This window comes from Reichenbachiella sp. (genome assembly GCF_039969095.1).
GTDB lineage: Bacteria > Bacteroidota > Bacteroidia > Cytophagales > Cyclobacteriaceae > Reichenbachiella.
In genome coordinates, this window is sequence record NZ_JBDVOL010000011.1 from 162525 (window position 1) to 179495 (window position 16971).

The 16971-nt window shown below is 39.1% G+C and carries 18 protein-coding genes; 3 read left to right on the forward strand and 15 right to left on the reverse strand.

Annotated elements, in window-relative coordinates:
• Window positions 1-16: 16 nt before the first annotated feature.
• On the forward strand, window positions 17-487 hold the full coding sequence (locus ABJH98_RS09255; protein WP_348307383.1) for a DUF4375 domain-containing protein: 471 nt from the start codon (window positions 17-19) through the stop codon (window positions 485-487).
• Window positions 488-541: 54 nt separating this feature from the next.
• On the opposite strand, the gene ABJH98_RS09260 is transcribed toward ABJH98_RS09255, so the two are convergent.
• Entirely contained in the window at window positions 542-838 is a 297-nt protein-coding gene (locus ABJH98_RS09260; RefSeq protein ID WP_348307384.1) for a hypothetical protein, read from the reverse strand.
• 47 nt (window positions 839-885) lie between these two features.
• Window positions 886-1716 carry a hypothetical protein gene (locus ABJH98_RS09265; protein ID WP_348307385.1) on the reverse strand — a complete coding sequence of 277 codons (831 nt, stop codon included), beginning with the start codon at window positions 1714-1716 and terminating at the stop codon, window positions 886-888.
• 349 nt (window positions 1717-2065) lie between these two features.
• Here ABJH98_RS09265 and ABJH98_RS09270 point away from each other — a divergent pair, with 349 nt between their 5' ends.
• A complete protein-coding gene (locus ABJH98_RS09270) occupies window positions 2066-2632 on the forward strand; it encodes a dTDP-4-dehydrorhamnose 3,5-epimerase family protein (protein ID WP_348307386.1) in 567 nt (188 codons plus the stop codon).
• Here ABJH98_RS09270 and ABJH98_RS09275 read toward each other — a convergent pair.
• Complete coding sequence (locus ABJH98_RS09275) at window positions 2615-3496, reverse strand: glycosyltransferase family A protein (protein WP_348307387.1); 882 nt, start codon at window positions 3494-3496, stop codon at window positions 2615-2617. The two genes, ABJH98_RS09270 and ABJH98_RS09275, sit on opposite strands and share 18 nt — an antisense overlap.
• A complete protein-coding gene (locus ABJH98_RS09280; RefSeq protein ID WP_348307388.1) occupies window positions 3489-4397 on the reverse strand; it encodes a Gfo/Idh/MocA family oxidoreductase in 909 nt (302 codons plus the stop codon). The genes ABJH98_RS09275 and ABJH98_RS09280 overlap by 8 nt, the downstream gene beginning before the upstream one ends.
• A 145-nt stretch (window positions 4398-4542) precedes the next feature.
• Here ABJH98_RS09280 and ABJH98_RS09285 point away from each other — a divergent pair, with 145 nt between their 5' ends.
• Window positions 4543-5004 (forward strand): hypothetical protein, encoded by a 462-nt coding sequence (locus ABJH98_RS09285; RefSeq protein WP_348307389.1) that lies wholly within the window; start codon window positions 4543-4545, stop codon window positions 5002-5004.
• Here the strand turns inward: ABJH98_RS09285 and ABJH98_RS09290 are convergent.
• The 11 genes from ABJH98_RS09290 to ABJH98_RS09340 all read right to left on the reverse strand — a co-directional run bounded on the left by ABJH98_RS09290 (window position 5001) and on the right by ABJH98_RS09340 (window position 16909).
• Window positions 5001-6311 carry a flippase gene (locus ABJH98_RS09290; protein WP_348307390.1) on the reverse strand — a complete coding sequence of 437 codons (1311 nt, stop codon included), beginning with the start codon at window positions 6309-6311 and terminating at the stop codon, window positions 5001-5003. The genes ABJH98_RS09285 and ABJH98_RS09290 overlap by 4 nt on opposite strands.
• A 352-nt stretch (window positions 6312-6663) precedes the next feature.
• Entirely contained in the window at window positions 6664-7998 is a 1335-nt protein-coding gene (gene argH, locus ABJH98_RS09295; RefSeq protein ID WP_348307391.1) for an argininosuccinate lyase, read from the reverse strand.
• A gap of 111 nt (window positions 7999-8109) precedes the next feature.
• Window positions 8110-9189 (reverse strand): M20 family metallo-hydrolase, encoded by a 1080-nt coding sequence (locus ABJH98_RS09300; protein WP_348307392.1) that lies wholly within the window; start codon window positions 9187-9189, stop codon window positions 8110-8112.
• The gene (gene argB / locus ABJH98_RS09305; protein ID WP_348307393.1) at window positions 9177-9959 is read right to left on the reverse strand and encodes an acetylglutamate kinase; all 783 of its coding nucleotides are present in this window, start codon (window positions 9957-9959) and stop codon (window positions 9177-9179) included. The genes ABJH98_RS09300 and argB overlap by 13 nt, the downstream gene beginning before the upstream one ends.
• A complete protein-coding gene (locus ABJH98_RS09310; protein WP_348307394.1) occupies window positions 9959-10900 on the reverse strand; it encodes an N-acetylornithine carbamoyltransferase in 942 nt (313 codons plus the stop codon). The genes argB and ABJH98_RS09310 overlap by 1 nt, the downstream gene beginning before the upstream one ends.
• Window positions 10897-12024, reverse strand: a complete 1128-nt coding sequence (locus tag ABJH98_RS09315) for an aminotransferase class III-fold pyridoxal phosphate-dependent enzyme (RefSeq protein ID WP_348307395.1) — start codon at window positions 12022-12024, stop codon at window positions 10897-10899. The genes ABJH98_RS09310 and ABJH98_RS09315 overlap by 4 nt, the downstream gene beginning before the upstream one ends.
• A gap of 2 nt (window positions 12025-12026) precedes the next feature.
• Complete coding sequence (gene proC / locus ABJH98_RS09320) at window positions 12027-12833, reverse strand: pyrroline-5-carboxylate reductase (protein ID WP_348307396.1); 807 nt, start codon at window positions 12831-12833, stop codon at window positions 12027-12029.
• A gap of 37 nt (window positions 12834-12870) precedes the next feature.
• Entirely contained in the window at window positions 12871-13836 is a 966-nt protein-coding gene (gene argC, locus ABJH98_RS09325) for an N-acetyl-gamma-glutamyl-phosphate reductase (protein WP_348307397.1), read from the reverse strand.
• Window positions 13833-15017 carry an argininosuccinate synthase gene (gene argG / locus ABJH98_RS09330; protein WP_348307398.1) on the reverse strand — a complete coding sequence of 395 codons (1185 nt, stop codon included), beginning with the start codon at window positions 15015-15017 and terminating at the stop codon, window positions 13833-13835. The genes argC and argG overlap by 4 nt, the downstream gene beginning before the upstream one ends.
• Window positions 15014-15640 carry a GNAT family N-acetyltransferase gene (locus tag ABJH98_RS09335; RefSeq protein ID WP_348307399.1) on the reverse strand — a complete coding sequence of 209 codons (627 nt, stop codon included), beginning with the start codon at window positions 15638-15640 and terminating at the stop codon, window positions 15014-15016. Before ABJH98_RS09335 ends, argG begins: the two co-directional genes overlap by 4 nt.
• Before the next feature lie 291 nt (window positions 15641-15931).
• Window positions 15932-16909, reverse strand: coding sequence for a GSCFA domain-containing protein (locus ABJH98_RS09340; RefSeq protein WP_348307400.1), 978 nt, complete (start codon window positions 16907-16909; stop codon window positions 15932-15934).
• Window positions 16910-16971 lie beyond the last annotated feature (62 nt).

The following is a 16971-nucleotide window of genomic DNA, read 5'->3' on the forward strand; positions in this document are numbered from 1 at the left end:
ACACTAACTTCGCCCAATGGAGAATCTTTCGAATAGGGCTTTAATCAGCCGATTGTATAGCTCGGCTGATCAACAACTAGAGAACCTTGACTTTGATAGAGAGCGTTGGTCGCCATGGTACCAAGCAGTGCAAGGACTAGCGGGACCAGAAAAGCTGGTTTATGTGATCGTGAAATTAAATCAAACCGTAACGAATGGTGGCTTTTCCGAATTTTATGAATCCTCTCATGGTGTGTTTGCGCCAGAAATCATTCATGCACTCAACGAAATCAAAGCAGTAGCCAGTGCCGAAATTGTCACCGATTCTCTACCTATCGTAAATCCCACAGGGCTTTTGGATGAAGCTTACAAAGCGTTCGTCTTCAACATACAACTTTCAGAACAGCAACGCGAGCAACTCTACGCACTTGACGTCCGATACGACGGGTTACAAGACGAAGAGAACTTAGAGGATCTACTTGGAGGGTATTTGCAAGGGATGGTCTAGCACAGGATAGTATCGCAAAGAGCACAAACAAATACTTGCGCGAGTCGTGTTGAGTTAAGCAATTAACTTCCCAATCGCCTCCTCAGCCTTTTCAAACTCAAATCCTTTCAACACATTAGTCAGCTTTGTGTCTATTTCATCATTCGCGGGATTGCCTATGCTGCCGAGATGGGTGTGGTTGACGGATTTATTGAGGGCCTCTCCTCCTGCTTCGATGGCTTTGCCGACCTGGATGTAAGCATCACGGAAAGGCACTCCTTCATTCACCAGTCGATTGACTTCCTCTACACTGAATAGGTCATTGTACTTTGGGTCGTCGATGATGTCAGATTTCACTTCGATGTTTTTCATGGCGAAAGTGCAAACTTCTAGTGTAGACTTTATTCGTTTTTTACGCTTTACATATCATTCATTAAGATATAAAATTCCAATATTTTATTTCGGAAATTCCAAACCGTCAAACTAACAAACCAAAAATAAATCAGAAATTGACTCAATGGTTGCCTCAAAGAATTAGTTATGTACTTATCTCTAATCATGATCAAATAAGTCGCAGACATGATAAACATAAATAGAACGGACAATTTTCCATTGGTCAATATCAGCATTCCCAAATGAAACATTAAACCCAGAGCAAAGGCAATTTTTTTTCTCATCAAAAAAAGCACTCCTAGGGTTAGTTCAATAAACATACTAGAGATACTGAATACCTGAGCGACGATAAGTCCATTGAAATACTGGCTAGAAAATTCAAATAGTGGCATGGGGTGTCTAAGCGTTGCCAATGTATCAAAAAACCTTCCATTCCACCAATCAACATCGAGAGCTTTGTTGATGAAGGCGCCGATATATAAAAAAGAAACCTGAATATTGATTATATAACTTGATTTCAACGACAGACCTGAAAGTATTATAACTAGGCATGTAAAAGTTAATGAGTTAGAAAACACATTAATACTTGACATTATTAGAAAAAAAAGGATAAGGCCAAAAGTGGTTAGAGATATTGAAACATACTTCCCTAACAATACCAACAATGCCGAAACAAGGAAAGTCGGTAACAACATATATACATAAATCCAAGACGGGACAAAGTCTATGACGCCAATAAAAGGTGCAAATGGTAGTTCGAAGATGGTTTTTCTCCAGAGACCATTTGAAAACACTAGGACATACAATACAAGTGCTTTTAAACCAATCCCTTGATTATTTGACACAAATCCATTCATAATCAGGTGATTCTAATATCCAGAATTCTTCGTTTCGCTTATTCGTAGAGTAAATCAGTTCAACCCTTAGATCTTCATTACAAATTGTTGATTTCTCAACTGCAATAAGAAGGAATTTTAAATTATCGATATTTCTATTCTCAAACCCATTTGGGTTTTTTCGATACCTGTTATATATTTCGGCTTTACTTAACTTACCTCCATTGATGAAAACATTGATTTTATACTGTGAAATCTGATCATAGGGAGCCCAACAAAAAAATTTCTCGTCAGCGAATCGTGCGTATACGACAAAAAAAATCTGCAAAGCAAAAATTATACTAATAGCCAATCTTTTTATCATAATCAAATGTCAGTGTTTGTAAAAACAAAAGTTAACGAATCATCCCTTATTCAGGGTAAAACTATACATGAAAGCCGATTGGTTAAAATTGAAGAGCACTCAGATTATCGTGGATCATTTTCTGAAATATTTCAAAAATACTGGGGAACAGTTCTTGACCCTGTACAATGGAGTTTGGTAAAGTCTGAACCGGGTGTACTCAGAGGAATGCATTATCATCGCAGGCATGATGAATATTTTTGTTTGATTCAAGGCTCCTGCTATTTAGGGTTAAAGGATATGCGCCCAGACTCGCCCACGTACATGGAGAGTAACCTCTATTACCTTACAGAATCTGACTTGGCTGCATTGGTCTTCCCAAAAGGCATTGTACATGGTTGGTACTTTATTGAAAAATCCGTGCATGTTCAGTCAGTTTCAGAATCCTATCTTGATTATGGTTCTGAAGATAATTTTGGCTGTCGTTGGAATGATCCAGATTTGAACATTGAATGGCCATTCAATGAGGCCATTATTTCTAACAGGGCAGGTGAGCAGTTTCATGGAGTAAAAGATCTACCACTTTTTAAATAGTTTTTCCTTGAACTTTTTCAATATTCGGATCGGAACTGTTGACACACTCTGACCCTTTATGAGAATTGGTTCAACTAATAATTTTTCATACTCTATAATTAAATTTACAAAGGCCTTATTAGTCAAATCATTTATCTTTTTTTGATCGGAAAGGCAATTAAAATAGGCCGCTAATTCTTTCGCTCGTTGATGTGCCGATAGACCTGGATGATTCCCTCTTTTGAAGTATAAAATGGTAGAATCATGCGATGCAATCATTTCAATTTTCTTATCGTAGGAAATAAACTGTTCCCACATATAAATATCTGTTCTGTACTTACTTGGCGTGGTTCTCCATCCAAAAGGCAAATTCCTATATGACTCCAATGTATGCGACACAGGACTAAATAAAAAAAAGCCTCGAACCGATTCATCTTGTAACTTTTTAAAGTCATATTTCCCGCTAACCATTCTTCGGCAAAAAATCACTTTTCCTTGTTCGTCTAGATTAAGTCCTCTTCCCACATAAAAGCTGTGGTTTTTATTAATCAAATACTCAAAAGCGGTCTCCACATGATTGGACAAGTATAAATCTCTATCTAACAAGTAACAAACAATTTCACCTTTCGCATGATTCATTAAGGCATCATGCCGATATATCTCTCCTCTTCTGGGTCCTTTTGGGTGGTCAAAAAAAGTTATTCTGGTATCTTTCTTCTGTAGGTCATGAATCACTTTCCGAGTTGAATCATCTACCCCGTCTCCAATGATGAAAATTTCAATCTCTTTAACAGTTTGATTCAGCACACTCCCTACAGAATAGGGTAAAACTGGACCTCTACCCTTTGTGGTTGGGATGAGTATGGTCGCTTTCACATCATTCATTAGCTAAGCTTTCTATCTCAAAAAGATGCTCGATAAGCCTAAAACCTTCCTCTAATGAACACATAGGTTTTGATCCTCCTTTTAAATAGTTGATAAATTCATTTAACTCAATATCTAATGGCGGGGTGTTATCGAAAGCTATTCGATTTTCTGACAAAGATTTCAAATTAGAATGATCATCACCACGATAAACTGAGATATAGTCAACTTTTTCATCTTTTAGGGTAGCCACGCCATCAGTAAAGAAAAGCCGTATGTCCCTGTTTTTCTCAGGATACCTATTGGAAACTTCAAATGAGTAATAAGGATTTTTACCCATTAGCACTGTCGCTCCTCTTATTATACCATTGTGTTTTTCTGAAATCACCATTTTTCTTTTAGGGATTTCTCCTAAAATACTCTCACAAATTGATAAATCATGGATCCCTAGATTCCATAAACTGTTGGTATCGGTTCTCGGACTGGTCCAATTTGTTCTTCTTGACTTTACTCCCAGCAATTGACCCAGTTGACCATTTTTAGCAAAATCAGCTAACATTTGTACACCAGGATGGTATTTCCAGATGTGCATCATAAATACTTTTTTAAGGTTATACGATTTTAGTATAGAGATATCATTAAATAAATTTGTCAAAGGTTTTTCAACAAAAACAGGTTTCCCTAAAGGTGCTAAAGCATGCAGAATTTCTGTGTGACTGGAAGTGCTTGACGCCACTATATACCCATCAACATCGATACTCAAAAATTCATCAATGTTATTTATTAGCTTAGAATAGAGTACTGATAATTCAACTTCTTTAGAAAAAAGATCAAACACAACCGTATCTACTCCGATCCTGGACAAGGATTCAAGAATTTTTTTTCCCCATATTCCATTTCCGATTAAACCAATCCTTTTCATTAATACATTTAGATGATTAAAATCAAATCTAAAGAAATAAAAAATACTATTGTAAAACTTAAATTAGAGTTCATCTCGTCCTAATCATTAGTGTATGATCATTCATCTGTAAAAAGTACTTTGAGTTTTTCGCTATTTTTATCCAATGATAAAATCCAAACTTAAAAAAAGCCTAAAAAGAATTATAAAGAGATACACAAATCTTTATCAAGGTGAGAACATAAGAAAGGATTTGATAAAAATTGAAATTGATGGGAATTTAGAATTTTTGGTTTATTGGAAAATTCTTTCAATTGGTAAAGGGCCTGCTGTTGTCCTGAGCGCATTAGGGCAAGAACTATTGAAATTCGATTGTTTTGGAGAAAATCGAGGACATTATCATGTTATGCCAACCTATTCACAAAGAATTTTTTTCTATGAAAACACCAGAATGTCACAAATCCAGCGTACTATAAAGGAATTACGGCATAATACAGTAAAGTATCTCAAAATTCACCCTAAAGAGTCTATCAGAAAACTTACGATAAATCAAAAATTGTTGGAACGCGGGCTATTAAAAGTAGAACATCTTTTAATACAATATGAAAGTAAATTTACCGAAGACTAGTTTAGTCGTTTTTGTAGTAACTGGATTGGGTATATCACTCCTTTCACTTGAAGCAAAAAGAGGTCTCTTGTAGATTTGAACATTAAATACCCCCAGGTTGAGGAGAATGAATAGGAAATAATCGTTGCAATCGCAGCCCCATTCAATCCGTAGGATGTAATTAAAAACATATTCAGAAACACATTGAGCATAGCTCCTGAAAATTTCACTAGAAGTAGTTCTTTAAGTAAATTTTTCAAAACAATGATCTTAGCAGTTGGGACTCCAATGAAAATAAAAAGAATGGAAAATGCATGAATCTTCATGATATCAACCGCTCCGTAGAACTTATTACTGAACAAAATAGGTAGAATAATGGGTGCAAGAAAAAACACCCCTAAAGTGAGCATTAGTCCTAAATAAAAGAATAATGCATTATATGCTATTATATGACCCTTTATATTCTCTTTTCTATAATAATCCTTAATAATAGAGGGGAAAACAGTTCCAAAAATAACCCCTGGAATAAAAACTAATAATTCAGTATATTGAGCCGAGACCGCATAGATGCCCAATGATTCAAAGCCAATAAGTTCGGTTATGAATATTTGATCAATTTTAGAATTGATTAGATTAAAGCCATTTTTTAGTGCCAGTACAAGTGAGGCTATAGCAATCGTCTTGGTAATCGAAAAATCCACTCTCCACTGTAAAATACTTTGATTCTTAAGTCTGGAGTATATCATTACACTTATACATGCAGCAATTACCACCCCCAATAAATAGTTGAAAGCAAACCAATACAATGATTTTGTGAAATAAATCAGTACCAGGATTCCAATTGAAGAAATCAACCTACCAATTAGATTGCCTATAACGTTATATTTGGTCGATACCTTGGATTCAAAATAAGTATTAATCCCTGAAAAAACATTAGAGAAAACTGTAAGGCCAAGAATGGCTACAAGGAAAAAAATCTCCGTATCAAAAAGAAAATGACCGACAGCACAAATTATTGTATATATAATTAAGCTACCAAAAGTGTTTAACAAAAAGCCTGAGCCCAACACGTGGAACTTGCTTTTTGAGTCACCAATTAATTCTCTAAGTAATATGGTGGAATAACCTAATTGGGCAAATGGTGCCAGAAGAAGAACGAAGCTCATAGCGAAACTCCAACGTCCAAATAATTCAGGGCCAAGGTAATTGATGAAATATACCCCTATTGTGATTGAAAGGATGAAATACATCCCTTTTTCACCAATCAATGAAACATAATTCACTATTGATCTTTTTTTACCTAGTTGATCAAATATTTTCTCTCCCAAGATTTAAATAAATTGAACTATTCATAAATACTCAGAGTACTTTCTTGATGACGACAACAAGATTAAACAAACATTATCAAGTTTAACCGCAAGCATTCTGAATTTCAAAAAACAAAAATTTTCCATGATATCATGGACATTTAATTTTTGAACCGAAAATTAATAAAACTGATAGGAATATTTGAGGTTCAGAATACCTACCAAGGCATAACCATGACTTCTAACAAAAAAAACTCGGACATGATAATTTGTTGAAATTGGCACACATTTTCATCTATCAATCCAAACCTGCCACAGATGATCTACATCGAATGGTCTTGCGATGCCTCGAAATGACGCCTGTTTTTTTGGCTTATTTCACCAACTTCCCAATCGCCTCATTAGCCTTTTCAAACTCAAATCCTTTCAACACATTAGTCAGCTTTGCTTCTATCTCATCATTCGCGGGATTGCCGATACTGCCTAGGTGTGTGTGATGGACAGATTTGTTGAGGGTACTTCCCCCTGCCTCGATGGCCTTACCTACTTGGATGTAAGCATCACGGAAAGGTACGCCTTTGTTCACCAGTCGATTGACTTCCTCTACACTGAATAGGTCATTGTACTTTGGGTCGTCGATGATGTCAGATTTCACTTCGATGTTTTTCATGGCGAAAGTGCATACTTCGAGCGTAGATTTCAGTTCAGCGAAAGCCGGTAAGAAAGTCTCTTTGATGGTCTGCATGTCGCGGTGATAGCCTGAGGGCAAGTTCGTCGTGATGAGCGTTACTTCGTTAGAAAGTGACTGTAGTTTGTTCATCTTGGCACGAATCAGCTCAAACACGTCAGGATTCTTCTTATGCGGCATGATGCTCGAGCCAGTGGTCATTTCTACCGGCAGCTTGAGGAAACCGAAGTTTTGTGAGTTGTATAGACAGATATCCATGCTCATGCGCGAAAGCGTGGCAGCGAAACTGCTCATCGCAAAAGCTACAGACTTCTCTACCTTGCCCCGGCTCATTTGTGCATAGACCACATTATAGCTCAAGTCTTCAAAACCTAAGAGCTCAGTAGTCATCTTACGATCCAAAGGAAAGGAAGAACCGTAACCCGCACCAGAACCTAAAGGATTCTGGTTAGCGATCTTATAAGCCGCTAAGAGCAACTGTAAATCGTCTGTTAGGCTTTCAGCATACGCACCAAACCAAAGCCCAAAGGAAGACGGCATAGCGACCTGTAAGTGCGTATAGCCTGGGATGAGAATATCCTTGTGCTTCTTGCTCAGGCCGTTGAGGGTCTGAAATAGTTCTTCTACCAACTCAGAAATAGTTTGAATCTCGTTACGGATAAACAATCGCAAATCCACCAAAACCTGATCATTACGCGAGCGCCCACTATGGATCTTCTTGCCTACATCTCCTAGTTTTCTGGTCAAGAGCAGTTCTACCTGAGAATGCACATCTTCAATGCCGTCTTCTATAACGAAATCACCCGCTTTGATCACACCCAAAATGTTCTTGAGTTCAGCCAACAACTGCTCTAGCTCAGGCTTCGTCAACAGTCCAATGCTCTCGAGCATCGTAGCATGCGCCATCGAGCCATACACATCAAACGGCGCGAGAAGCAAGTCCAGTTCGCGATCACGGCCTACGGTGTAAGTTTCTATTTCTTTCGATACTTCGTTCGTTCCTTTATCCCAGAGTTTCATGTTTATTCACTTTGTTATTTGTCATTTCGACCTAAAGGGAGAAATCTAATCATCAATTGGAGATAAGATTTCTCCGCTTCGGCGGACCGCTACGTCGAAATGACAATAAAATTACAATTTCAAATCCTTCAGCAATTCTATATACCCCTTTATCCCAGCTTCAATCTCGTCGATCCCAATATACTCATCTGCGGTATGCGATCGAGCGGAATCACCCGGACCGATCTTGATGGTATCAAACGGCATCAATGCCTGATCCGACAAGGTAGGTGAACCGTACTTCTTCATACCCAAAGACTCACCACGCTTTACGACAGGATGGTCTTGAGACAAACCAGAAGAATTCAATCGAATCGATCGAGGCGTCACTGTTACATCCATCAGGTCATCTATAATTTTTACCGTTTCCGTATTAGAATAGGCATCGGTTGTTCGGACATCCACTACAAATTTGCAGCTATCAGGTACAACGTTGTGCTGCGTCCCAGCCTCTATGAGCGTAACTGTTTTCTTGATTGGGCCCAGGTAAGCAGATTCTTTTTCGAATTGAAAATTCTTCAATTTATCAATTTCGATGAGTGCTTTGTAGATGGCATTTTCGCCTTCATCTCGAGCCGCATGGCCACTTACCCCTTTGGCTTCGCAGTCCAATACCACTAACCCTTTTTCAGCAACAGCCATATCCATCAGCGTAGGTTCACCTACGATGGCCAGGTCTATTTTTCCTAAATCCTTTAGGATGGAAGCCACACCATTGGCACCGGAAATTTCTTCTTCGGAAGTTGCCGCCATAATCAGATTGTATGGTAAGTCCTCTTGATCCTGATAATGCAAGAAAGCCTGCATCAAACAAACCAAAGGCCCGCCTGCATCATTGCTTCCCAAGCCATACAGCTTTCCATCGATCACTTGCGCCTTGAAAGGATCAAGAGTATATGATGAAGCTGGCTTTACGGTATCAATGTGTGAATTCAGCAAAATGGTGGGCTTGGCTTCATCCCAATGTTTGGATTTGAGCCACAGGTTATTGCCGGAGCGAAAAGGGTTCAGGCCTTTATTAGTGAAAAATAAATCAACTACAGCCGCCACCTCATCTTCTTCTCTGCTGAAGGATTGGGTCTCAATCAAAGCAGAAAGAAGCGCCACCGCTTCTTGCGTTTTTGGGCTGTATGAATCATCTATTTTTGACATATCACAGTACCGGAATAGGCTTCAGATTGAATCGTATCAATGGCGTCAAAATGACAGATTTTCACTTGTCCAACGCCAGCGCGAATCGCATCAAAAGCATTGTCAATTTTCGGGATCATACCATCGCTGATGGTGCCATTTTTCTTCAACCCCTCATAGTCCTTTTTTACAATCAATGGAATAACCTTTTTGCTTTCAAAGTCACTCAATACTCCGGGCTGTTCAAAGCAGTAGACTAAGTCCACCTCATGGGTTTCGCTCATGCCCGTAGCCAAAGCAGATGCAATGGTATCTGCATTGGTATTGAGCAATTGCCCCTTGTTATCATGCGTTAGTGCACAGACCACAGGCGTGATATTAAGATTGATTAATGAGTTTAATATATCATCATTAACTTCCTCAATATCACCAACATAACCATAATCAATTACAACATTCATTCGCTTGTGTGATTTGATCAGGTTTAAGTCTGCACCAGACATACCCAAAGCCTGAGAGTTAAGCTTTTGTAGCTTGGCAACAATCTTTTTATTCAACCCTGAAAAAATCATGGTCACTACGTCGATCGCATCCCTATCTGTAATGCGTCGGCCTTCGATCATCTTGGGTTCTATCCCTAACTTTCGTTGCCATTCGGAGGCGATATTTCCACCGCCATGCACGAGGATTTTTTTCCCTTTTATTTGGGCAAATTTCTTCAAGAAACCGTCTAAAGCAACTTCCTCATTAATGACCTTTCCTCCAATTTTTACTACAGTTAGTTTATCCATTATCCAATCAATTTTCGTAGTACTAAATTCGCTGAAGTCACTCGGTGTGCTGCCTGTTGCATCACGATTGAGTTTTCACTGTCGATCACCTCATCGGATACAACTACGTTTCTACGAACCGGCAAGCAGTGCATAAACTTCGCATTGTTGGTCAGGTTCATTTTCATTTTATCGATCATCCATTTTTTGTCTTGCGACAAAATCTGTCCATACTCTTCATAAGACGACCAGTTCTTGGCGTAGATAAAGTCCGCCCCTTCAAATGCCTTTTTTTGATCATATTCCAAGGTAGCTCCTTGCATAAACTCTGGTGCCAGTTCATATCCTTCAGGGTGAGTCACAACAAAATCATAGTCCATCTGACCTGCCCACTGTGAAAAAGAATTGGCAACGGCCTGAGGTAATGCCTTTGGGTGTGGTGCCCAAGAAAGCACCACCTTTGGTTTTTTCACTTGAGCAAACTCCTTGATCGTAATCATGTCCGCCAATGACTGTAATGGATGCAAAGTCGCGGACTCCATATTAATCACAGGAATTGTGCAATGTTTTACAAATTGGTTGAATACCTTTTCTGTATAATCTTCTTCTTTATTGCTCAGGGAGGCAAAAGATCGCACGCCAATGGCGTCGAAGTAGCTACTCAATACGCCGGCAGCTTCTTTGATATGCTCGCTCGTGTAACCGTTCATGACGGTGCCATCCTCAAATTCCAACTGCCAACCTTCTTGATTCAAGTTGAAAATAAACGATTGGATGCCTAAATTAAAAGCGGCCTTTTGCATGCTCAATCTCGTCCTCAAACTTGGGTTGAAAAACAACAAACAAATCGACTTGCCTGTGTGCAATTTAGGACCGTAAGTCGCTATTTCCTTTTTTAATTCTAATGCTTCCTCGACCCACCCTTTGGGGTCATCCACATCATTTATTGAGCAAAAGTTCATGATAATATTTCTTTTAAAGCCTTCACAAATGTGTCTGCTTCTTGTTTTCCAATTCCCATCGGGGGTAATAATCGTAATACATTCGGGCTGGTGGCTGCTCCTGTAAATATTTTATATTCGGTTAGTAATTGGCTTCTTATGTCCTTTACAGGGTAATCAAACTCCAACCCTAAAAGCAACCCCTTGCCTCTAATTTCTTTGATAGCTTCTATTCCATCCAATTGCGACTTGATATATTCACCTATTTCTGCTGCATTGTGAATCAAGCCTTCCTCTTTGATCACATCCAATACTGCTAAAGCGGCAGCACAAGCCAAGTGATTACCACCAAAGGTAGTTCCCAGTTGTCCGTAATTGGCTTCAAATCTTGGCGCAATCAGCACGCCTCCAATCGGGAAGCCATTGCCCATTCCTTTGGCAACTGTCACCAAATCCGGCTGAATGCCCGCATATTGGAACGCAAAGAATTTCCCGGAGCGACCATAGCCTGATTGAATTTCATCCAAAATCAGCATGGTACCAGTCTTTTTGCAAATTTGCTCCAATGCAATTAAGAACTCATTGGTAGGTTTGTATATCCCACCAATACCTTGAATGCCTTCAATGATAACTGCAGCATATTCCTTGCTCTTCAAGGCTTTAGTCACTGCTTCTAGATCATTCAGTTCAAACAAGTCGATATAGTCTGTTGGATTAACAGGTGCCTGAATTTTTACATTATCAGTTATAGCTACAGCCAAGGATGTTCGTCCGTGAAATCCTTTTTTAAATCCCAACACCTTCTTTCTTCCTGTCTCGAATGAAGCCAGTTTCAAGGCATTCTCATTAGCTTCAGCACCAGAGTTACAGAGAAATAAATTATAATCTGGCATGCCAGATAATTCGCCTAGTTCGAGTGCCAATTCATCCTGAATTGGAATCTTGATGGAGTTAGAATAAAAGCCAATCTCCTGAACCTGTTTTGTGATGTTAGACACATATTTTGGATGAGAGTGGCCTATAGAAATCACTGCGTGCCCACCATACATATCCAGATACTTGGTACCATGATCGTCCCATACATAAGCACCTTTGGCTTTTACGACGTGAATATCGAATACAGGATAAACTTTGTAATTTTCCATGTTTATTTCTCTGAGATAATGTCTGAAATTTTATCGTAAGACTTCATCAAGCCTTTGATCAAAGCTGAACTCATACCCTCATGTTCCATCTCGTTCAAACCAGAAATGGTACAACCACGAGGCGTTGTTACTTTATCAATCTCTTCTTCTGGGTGACTATTTGAATTGAGTAAAAGGCTGGCTGCTCCCATACAAGCTTGTGTCGCCATATTTTTAGCCTCTGGGGCATCAAACCCTAACTGAATGGCACCTTGTGTGGTTGCTCGGATCAGACGCAACCAAAAAGCAATGCCGCTGGCGCAAATTACGGTAGCTGCCTGCATCATATTCTCTTCAATCACCAAAGACTGACCTAATGCGTCGAAAATTTGTTGGGCAATTTTCATTTGCTCCTTGCCTTGCTCATTGGCACTCAAACAAGTCATTGACTGCCCTACAGATATAGCTGTATTCGGCATGCTGCGAATGACAGCGATATCTTTCTTGATTACGGCCTCTATGTCTGCAATGGCACGACCTGTTACGGTAGAAATCAATACGTGCCGACCTTCCAACAACACCCCTTTGATCTCATTAAGGACGCTACTGATCTGACCTGGTTGAACACACAGAATGATAATATTTGACTGCTGAACGGCCTCGATATTACTTGAAGTCACTTTGACCTTGTTGCTGTCGAATTTTTCAGCCAAACCTGTGACGTTGCGTTTGGTAAGCGTCAGCTGGTCTACATGAAATCCCGCTTGCTCGGCAATGCCTTGAGCTATGGAGAATCCCAAATTTCCTACGCCAATGAGTGCTATTTTCATAATGCTTTATTCAAAAATTTTAATTCAAGGTTCAAGATTAAAAGCCACTGCTTTTTAGCCTCAGGCCTTCTTTTTGGTCCAATCTAAACATCAGATTCATGTTTTGGACTGCTTGTCCGGATGCCCCTTTGATTAGGTTGTCAATCACAGACGTGACCAAAACTGTATCACCATGCTTTTCAACCTGAATCAAGCATTTGTTCGTATTGACCACCTGTTTCATGTCAGGTGCTTCGTCCAATACATAAACAAATGCAGCATCTTTATAAAATTCTTTGTACCAGCTTACCACTTCTTCTTGACTGGCTTTGACTGTAGTGTACAAACTGGCAAAGATCCCTTTAGGAAAATTGCCTCGTACGGGCAAGAATTTAATATCGTGCGTAAAATCATTTTGCAACTGCTTCACCGACTGATTGATTTCACCCAAATGTTGATGGTTAAATGCCTTGTAGATCGACACGTTATTGTTTCTCCAGCTAAAGTGTGTAGTGCGACTAGGGTTTTGACCAGCTCCAGTAGAACCTGTTACTGCATTGACATGTACATCTTCAGTCAACACACCTTGAGCCGCCAAAGGCAAAATCCCTAACTGGATCGCTGTGGCGAAACAACCAGGGTTTGCCAGGTACTTCGCAGACTTGATGGCTTCTAAATTCAGTTCTGGCAATCCATAAACAAAGTCATTGCCTGCAGCCTCCAATCGGAAGTCATTACTTAAATCTATAATCTTGACATGAGCAGGCACGTCATGAGCATCCAAAAATTCCTGGGTCTTTCCATGCCCAGAGCAGATGAAAATTACATCCACATTTAGATCCAACTCTGGGGCAAATGTGCCATCCAGATCACCAATTAGATCTTGATGTACCGCATGGTATGGTTTACCTGCATTGCTACTACTCTGCACACAAGTCACCTCCACTTCTGGATGATTGGCTAGAATTCTCAACAGTTCACCAGCTGTATATCCAGCTCCTCCAACTACACCTACCTTGATCATGAGTTGATTGAGTTATATATTTTAGATTGATTCGCCAATATTTTTGTGAAGCCTTTTACATCTTCCCCAGACCAACCATTATTCATTTCGCCATACTGGCCAAACTCTGATTTCATCAGGTCTTTATCAGACGTAATTCCAACTACCTCAAATCGATAAGGGGCCAATTTCACAGTTACAGTTCCATACACATTTTTCTGAGTATTTTCTAAAAAAACTTCAATATCGCGCATCACGGGGTCCAAAAATTGTCCCTCATGCAAAAGCATACCGTACCAATTAGCCAACTGCTCTTTCCAGTGCTGCTGCCATTTGGTGAGTACATGCTTTTCGAGCGTATGATGCGACTTGAGGATAATCACTGGTGCTGCAGCTTCAAAACCTACTCGGCCTTTGATCCCGATGATGGTATCACCTACATGTACGTCACGGCCAATACCATATTTAGAAGCCATGTCATTCAACTTGAAAATTGCTGCTACGGAATCTAGCTTCTCACCATTCAATCCTACAAATTCACCCTTTTCAAACTGTAACTCAACTACTTCGCTTCCGTCCTTTTCCACCTGACTAGGAAATGCGCTTTCTGGTAGGCCAAGATTAGATGTCAAAGTCTCATCGCCTCCAACCGAGGTCCCCCATAGCCCTTTGTTTATTGAATATTTCGCTTTCTCCCAAGAAATATTTACGCCTTTTGTTGCCAAATAATCAATCTCTTCCTGACGTGATAATTTGTTGTCACGAATAGGTGTGATGATTTCAATATCTGGACAAATGATTTGGAAGATCAAATCAAAACGTACCTGATCATTACCTGCTCCTGTGCTTCCATGAGCGATATAGTGTGCATCCACTGATTTAGCATATTTGGCAATAGCTAAGGCCTGGAAGGCTCTTTCTGCACTTACTGACAATGGATAGGTATTGTTTTTCAACACATTACCATAAATCAAATACTTCAAACACTTCTCATAGAAATTTGAAGTCTCTTCAAGGCACTTATGAGAATCTACTCCATAAGACATGGCTCTTTTTTCTGTTTCCTTCAATTCCTCTTTCGAAAAACCACCTGTATTTACAATAACCGTATGGACATCTAGTCCTTTATCTTTGAGATAGAATGCACAATAGGTAGTGTCCAATCCTCCACTAAATGCCAATACTACTTTCTTATCACTCATTTCTTCTTATTCAATTTTCGTTTGTTTTTGAAATTAGTCAAGCGCTGAAATCGCTTGGCAATTACTCCCATAGGCTTTTCAACTTCTTTTACTTGTGATTTCTCATCGAACAACATGCCTGTACATAGGCAGTTGGCTCGATTGTTTCGCTCCAAAATATCGTGATTTGGACAGCTTTTACAGCCGTTCCAGAACGCATCATCTGTGGTCAACTCAGAAAAAGTGACCGGACGATAACCCAACTCATAATTGATTTTGAGTACGGCCAGGCTAGTCGTAATTCCAAATAGTTTGGTTCCAGGAAATTTCTCTCTTGAGAGTTCTAGGATTTTCTTTTTGATCGTTTTAGCTAGACCGAGGTTTCGGAATTTTTCGCTTACTACTAATCCAGAGTTAGCTACATACTGCTTATCCTGCCAAGTTTCGATATAGCAAAACCCGGCCAGCTCACCAGCGTAAGAAGCGATCACAGCCTGACCAGATTCGATTTTTTTTCGAATGTATTCGGGCTCTCTTTTTGCGATACCAGTTCCACGCGCCTTAGCGGCAGACTCTATAAGATCACAAATATCATGAGCATACTTGATATGCTCTATGGTTGCGTATTGCACATCCACGTTCATAACCAATGAACTTTAATGGTTTAAATAAATATTTTGAATAATGTTGGAATTGAGGTTACCGCATAGGTAACCCAGTACTATCAGACCCCTACGGGCCTGTTGTTCCTCCTTGGTGCAGGAGTAGCAGCGATGAATGCGATATGTACTTGCTTGTTGTTCATCTTAGTGACACAAAGAAAGTCAAAGGATTGACAATCACGCAAGTTTTTATGTTGATTTTTAACAAAACAGAGAATAATTAGAGATCATTCAATATTTCAGTTATTTATTGAATGAATTGCAACGTATAAATTAGATTAACTGCTGTTGAATGATCATCTTCTCACCTTCGACATTAAAATATTCAGAAAAGAGATCGAGCTTCTTGAATTGATTTTGCAGGAATTTTTGGTGACCATCAGATTCTGGATTGAATGGTCTGTGTGACAATGACGATTGTATCTTACTCCACTCTTTCACTACTTTTCTGGTTTGTTCTGAGAAATAAGTGTGTTGGAATTTGTCCCAAATGTAGTCTTCTGCCATCTCCGTTGGATGAATCATATCCGTCTTGTAAAATCGATAATCTCTAAGATCATCCATCATCATTTCATAAGCTGGAAAATAATCCACTTGATTTTCCTTGGCCAATTCATAGCAAAGCACTCGAAGTAGTGATTTACTCAATTGATTTTCTACAATACCATCTTTGATATGACGAACAGGGCTAACAGTAAAAATATATTGGATTTGTGGATTGATTTGACCCAATTTAGCTTTTAACTCATAGAAGGAAGTTGTCATTTCCTCTAAGCTTAATAATCTCTTTTTGAACTTTTTCTGAGGTATTTTATGACAATTGGCTACCACTTCACCACTTTCGATCCATTCATAAACAAAAGCACTTCCTAGCGTAATAAAAACTATTTGAGTTTCATTCAGGTAGTTGGTCAACTCCTTACATTTTAGATTCAACACAGTTTCCAAAGTCTTTTGATCTCTTCCAGTAAACTGGGAATGAAAATCTAAATGATAGAACTGACTTCCTACTTCTACAAATTTAGATTGATCCAATTTGGCTTGACCTAAAAGCTTAAAAATAGAAATAGGGTTGTAAACAGTACCTAAAGGATTGGCCAATATGGAAAATTTACTTTCTTGTAGTTTTTGGCCAATATTTTCTGAAAAGCATGAACCAATAGTTAATAGCTTAGTGGCAAACCCAATTTGATATTTAGAAGGCTTCGGATGATACTCTGTTCTGAAATTGTTTGCATTGTGAATGACCATAGACCAAAGATAAGGCAATAAAAAAACCAGAAACACCATTATCGGCATTTCTGGTTTTTATA

Bases quoted from the DNA above. Each gene is read 5' to 3' on its own strand.
- ABJH98_RS09255 (WP_348307383.1), top strand. From the start codon at position 17: ATGGAGAATCTTTCGAATAGGGCTTTAATCAGCCGATTGTATAGCTCG.
- ABJH98_RS09260 (WP_348307384.1), bottom strand. From the start codon at position 838: ATGAAAAACATCGAAGTGAAATCTGACATCATCGACGACCCAAAGTAC.
- ABJH98_RS09265 (WP_348307385.1), bottom strand. From the start codon at position 1,716: ATGAATGGATTTGTGTCAAATAATCAAGGGATTGGTTTAAAAGCACTT.
- ABJH98_RS09270 (WP_348307386.1), top strand. From the start codon at position 2,066: ATGTCAGTGTTTGTAAAAACAAAAGTTAACGAATCATCCCTTATTCAG.
- ABJH98_RS09275 (WP_348307387.1), bottom strand. From the start codon at position 3,496: ATGAATGATGTGAAAGCGACCATACTCATCCCAACCACAAAGGGTAGA.
- ABJH98_RS09280 (WP_348307388.1), bottom strand. From the start codon at position 4,397: ATGAAAAGGATTGGTTTAATCGGAAATGGAATATGGGGAAAAAAAATT.
- ABJH98_RS09285 (WP_348307389.1), top strand. From the start codon at position 4,543: ATGATAAAATCCAAACTTAAAAAAAGCCTAAAAAGAATTATAAAGAGA.
- argH (WP_348307391.1), bottom strand. From the start codon at position 7,998: ATGAAACTCTGGGATAAAGGAACGAACGAAGTATCGAAAGAAATAGAA.
- ABJH98_RS09300 (WP_348307392.1), bottom strand. From the start codon at position 9,189: ATGTCAAAAATAGATGATTCATACAGCCCAAAAACGCAAGAAGCGGTG.
- argB (WP_348307393.1), bottom strand. From the start codon at position 9,959: ATGGATAAACTAACTGTAGTAAAAATTGGAGGAAAGGTCATTAATGAG.
- ABJH98_RS09310 (WP_348307394.1), bottom strand. From the start codon at position 10,900: ATGAACTTTTGCTCAATAAATGATGTGGATGACCCCAAAGGGTGGGTC.
- ABJH98_RS09315 (WP_348307395.1), bottom strand. From the start codon at position 12,024: ATGGAAAATTACAAAGTTTATCCTGTATTCGATATTCACGTCGTAAAA.
- proC (WP_348307396.1), bottom strand. From the start codon at position 12,833: ATGAAAATAGCACTCATTGGCGTAGGAAATTTGGGATTCTCCATAGCT.
- argC (WP_348307397.1), bottom strand. From the start codon at position 13,836: ATGATCAAGGTAGGTGTAGTTGGAGGAGCTGGATATACAGCTGGTGAA.
- argG (WP_348307398.1), bottom strand. From the start codon at position 15,017: ATGAGTGATAAGAAAGTAGTATTGGCATTTAGTGGAGGATTGGACACT.
- ABJH98_RS09335 (WP_348307399.1), bottom strand. From the start codon at position 15,640: ATGAACGTGGATGTGCAATACGCAACCATAGAGCATATCAAGTATGCT.
- ABJH98_RS09340 (WP_348307400.1), bottom strand. From the start codon at position 16,909: ATGGTCATTCACAATGCAAACAATTTCAGAACAGAGTATCATCCGAAG.